The 3,832-nt window shown below is 57.8% G+C and carries 4 protein-coding genes and 1 pseudogene; all 5 read right to left on the reverse strand.

What is annotated here, in order from left to right; genetic code table 11:
* Positions 1-134: 134 nt before the first annotated feature.
* Positions 135-878 (reverse strand): BCCT family transporter, encoded by a 744-nt coding sequence (locus tag AC13CN_RS00280; RefSeq protein ID WP_483052923.1) that lies wholly within the window; start codon positions 876-878, stop codon positions 135-137.
* Between the two features lie 182 nt (positions 879-1,060).
* A complete protein-coding gene (locus AC13CN_RS00285; RefSeq protein WP_172515048.1) occupies positions 1,061-1,516 on the reverse strand; it encodes a thioesterase family protein in 456 nt (151 codons plus the stop codon).
* Positions 1,516-2,472, reverse strand: a complete 957-nt coding sequence (locus AC13CN_RS00290; protein WP_172515047.1) for an L-carnitine dehydrogenase — start codon at positions 2,470-2,472, stop codon at positions 1,516-1,518. The genes AC13CN_RS00285 and AC13CN_RS00290 overlap by 1 nt, the downstream gene beginning before the upstream one ends.
* The gene (locus AC13CN_RS00295) at positions 2,469-3,389 is read right to left on the reverse strand and encodes a beta-keto acid cleavage family enzyme (RefSeq protein WP_172515046.1); all 921 of its coding nucleotides are present in this window, start codon (positions 3,387-3,389) and stop codon (positions 2,469-2,471) included. The genes AC13CN_RS00290 and AC13CN_RS00295 overlap by 4 nt, the downstream gene beginning before the upstream one ends.
* A 250-nt stretch (positions 3,390-3,639) precedes the next feature.
* Positions 3,640-3,832 (reverse strand): annotated as a pseudogene (locus AC13CN_RS00300) (transposase); the annotation flags it as partial.

Below are 3,832 nucleotides of genomic sequence, written 5' to 3' on the forward strand. Positions count from 1 at the left end.
TGGCTGGTGAGGGTGCGGCGACTGGCGCGGAACTTTATGTTGGGCATGGCACTGTCTGGGTGAATGGCGATAATGGCTATATTGCCATGCAGGTCAGTGGGTTAGAAGTGCTTCCGGGGGCCGGTCTCACGGATTCAGGTATTAAGGCCAGGGTCTACGCCCACCAGCCGCTCTAACCCAACGGCCATTTGGCTAACCCCAAGGCCTAGAGAGGTCGCCACCCCAAAGACGCAACCCAGCACCCCGAGGATATCGAACAGATGCCCGGCAGGACCGAAGATGCGCTCACCAATAAAGGGGTACAGCGCAGAGCGCAGTGCTAGGGGTAAGCCTTTACGATAGGCAAAGTAGGCCAGTGACATACCCACAATCACATAAATAGCCCAGCCGTGAAGCCCCCAGTGAAATAGCGTCACGCGCAGCGCATCAATGGCGCGCTCGTGGCCAATCGCCGTGGCGTCTGCCATATCGGCATGAGGGTTGTTGGGGTAGCCAAAGGCGCCGGTGTTATCGAGGTAGAATACCGGCTCTGCGACGCCGAAAAACAGGATGCCAATGCCAATCCCGGCAGACAGCAACATCGCGAACCACGCAAAATTGCTGAACTCCGGGCGGCTATCGTCAGCGCCAAGCCTTACGCTGCCGAAGCGGCTGAAGATGATAAAGGCACAGACGGCGAGTAGCAGCATGACGGTAATGAGGTAGTAGCCGCTGAAGGTGCTCTCAATCCAGGCGCGTGTGGTGCCAAAGACGCTGCTCGCGGTCTCTGAACCAAACCCAGTGAAAAGTACAAAGAGCAGCACAAGCGCGCTCGCGGTTAGCGTCATGCCTTTGTGCATGCCTTGGAAGAAGCCGCCCTGGGCAAGCTCAGTCACCATGTAGTCGGTACTAAGCTCAGCCTTGGGTGAGTGATTGGGTGAGGGCGGCGTGGGGCGATGGGGGGGAGTAGGCGTAGCGATATTCTTGTCCTCCTGGGCCGGGCGTCGGGCCGGCAGTCCCGGTAAATCGCCCGCCTTAGCGGGCGATTAGGGCGGTTTTATAAGGCGTTGCGGGTTTGTTGTTATCGCCGTATGGCTATCGTGCGGCCGGCGAGTTCTGGCCAATCCGAGGGTGATGCGAGGGGTAACGCAGCAACAGCGGCCTCAACGGGCGTGGGAAAGGGGGCAGGGCGCCCGCTATCGCTATCCATGCCCATCAGCATCTGCTCGCTGGTGGCGAGCAGGTTACCTTCCGCGTCATGCAGCTTGAAGAAAACGTGCAGGCGTTTCGTGTCGCGATCCAGTAACGTCAGCTCTACGCTTAGTGGCTGCCCCTCGTGGGCTTCACGGCGATAGCAGAGGTGCGTTTCAAGGGTATAAATAGTGTAGCAATGGCGTGTGCGGCCTGGTTCGTCTAGGCCGACGTGCTCCATTAACGCCTCGACCGCCAGCGAGAAGACCCGAGCGTACTCGGCGTCGTTCATATGGCCGTTGTAGTCGACCCAGTTTGAAGCCACACGGCTCTCTAAAATCACCATTAGATACGTCCTTCCAAGCCCTCGGCTTCGGGCCAGTATTTTTGTACCAAGCCCAGCAGTTCGACCAAAAAGTCATCGCGGCGGCGGTCAAGCTCAGCCACTGGACGCCCCGCAGCTTGGTGCTCACAGCCCTCCACCACACGGTCGATCAGCTCATCGGTGAGTTCGGGGGCTTCCAGTTTTGTCCAAGGTAGTTTTAGCGCTGGGCCAAACTGCTCCAGCATGTGGCGCATGCCCTGTTCGCCGCCTGCCAGATGGAAGGTGAGGAAGGTGCCCATCAACGACCAACGCAGGCCGCAGCCGTAGACCACCGCGGCGTCGATCTCTTCGGTCGTTGCCACTCCATCATTGACTAAGTGCAGCGCCTCGCGCCACAGGGCTTCCATTAGGCGGTCCGCAATATGCCCCTCAATCTCTCGGCGCACGACCAGAGGGCGCATAGCAAGCGCCTGGTAAAGCGTGCGGGCGCACTCTAGCTGGTCAGGTGCGGTGGCTTCACCGCCCACCAGTTCCACAAGCGGCAATAGATAAACCGGATTAAAGGGGTGCGCGACAATCACCCGGCCTGGTGCCCGCGTGCAGGCCTGCTGCAAGTCACTAGGCTTGAAGCCGGATGTAGAGGAGCCGATCAGCACCTCTGGCGCGCTAGCCGCATCCAACTCAGCCAGAATCTTACGCTTGAGATCCAAACGCTCTGGTACGTTTTCTTGGATCAGGTCAGCACCTTCCACCGCCGCTTCTATGCTTTCCACAAAGCGCAGCCGCGTTGGGCTGGCGCCCTGAGCGAGACCATGTTTCTCCAACGACGCCCAGGCATTGTCAACGAAAGCTCGGGTGCGCTGCGGTGCATCAGGGTCTGGATCGAAGGCTACAACATCCCAGCCGTTTGCGAGCGCCCGTGCGATCCAGCCATTACCGATAACGCCCGTGCCGATAACCGTGAGCTGTTGGCTCATGATTGACCTCCATTAGCCTGACCTTCAATACCACCGGTATGCGGGTTGCGTAGTTTGAGGTGTGCGCGCGTTTCAGCGGGTGTCATAACGCGGGCACCCAGGTTCTCAATAAGCGTCGAGGCGTGCTCTACCAGCTGGGCGTTCGTGGCCAGCGTGCCTTTTTTAAGGTAGAGATTATCTTCTAAGCCGACGCGGGCATGGCCCCCTAACAGCACGGCTTGGGCTGCCATAGGCATTTGATGACGACCAATGCCGAAGGCTGCCCACTGGGCGTTTTCTGGCAGCTTATTGCGCATGGCTAACATAGTTTCGGTGTCCGCTTCAGCGCCCCAGGGGATGCCCAGGCAGAGCTGATAGAGAGGATCACCCTCAATCAATCCCTCTTTTTGCAGCTGACGGGCGAACCACACGTGGCCCAGGTCAAAACACTCAAGCTCCGGTTTAACGCCAGCCGCCTGCACCAAGCGTGCGTGCTCGCGCAGCCAGTCGGCGGGGTTGACGTAGACCATATCGCCAAAGTTGAGGCTGCCGCAGTCGAGCGTACACAGTTCGGGCAGTAGTTCACCTACCGGCTCATGGCGCTGAGCCGGTGTTTGAATGTCAGTGCCGGGGCCACCACGGGTGGGGTCATTCGCGTCGGGAATCCAGTCGCCGCCACCGCCTGCGGTGATGTTCATGACGATATCCACGTCGGCTTCGCGCACACGCTCCATCACTTCGCGGAAGTGATCAAGTGAGTGACTGATGCCACCAGTTTCGGGATCGCGCACATGAATATGCGCTATGCTAGCCCCTGCTTTCGCGGCAGCAATGCAGTCATCGGCGATTTGCTTCGGCGTGATGGGTACGTGTTGGCTTTTTGCCGTCGTATCGCCGGCGCCAGTGACTGCACAGGTTAAAATCACGTTTCTATTCACTTGCTGCTCCTTTTAAGGGCTAAGAGGTTAGCCCTATTGTGGCAGCAAGTCGTTGAGCTGAGTTGTCACTAAGCGACATGCAGGGTCCGCTAAGCGACAAAGTTTTTTTGTTATTTGGCTGGCAAGTGTTTACCAACTAACGCGTGAAGCATCATGCAGTCGCACGATGGTATGAGCCCACCGAGCAGTAGTGCTAAGTGCTTATTCAAAATTAATCGTGCGATCAGCTCAATAGCTACGTCATAAGTGCCTATTCAAAATTAATCGCGCACTCAGTGCCGTAGCCATCGATGTAGCCGGTGTACCTCATCACAGAGGTTATCAAACGAAAGATACGCACTCAGCGGCAGCCATGCATACTTCATCTGCCGCCACAGAATCTCAATCAGATTCAGCTCCGGCGAGTAAGCCGATAAGTAGACCAGATGAACACGATGCGACAT

The sequence above is a fragment of the Vreelandella sp. L-25 genome (assembly GCF_056857535.1).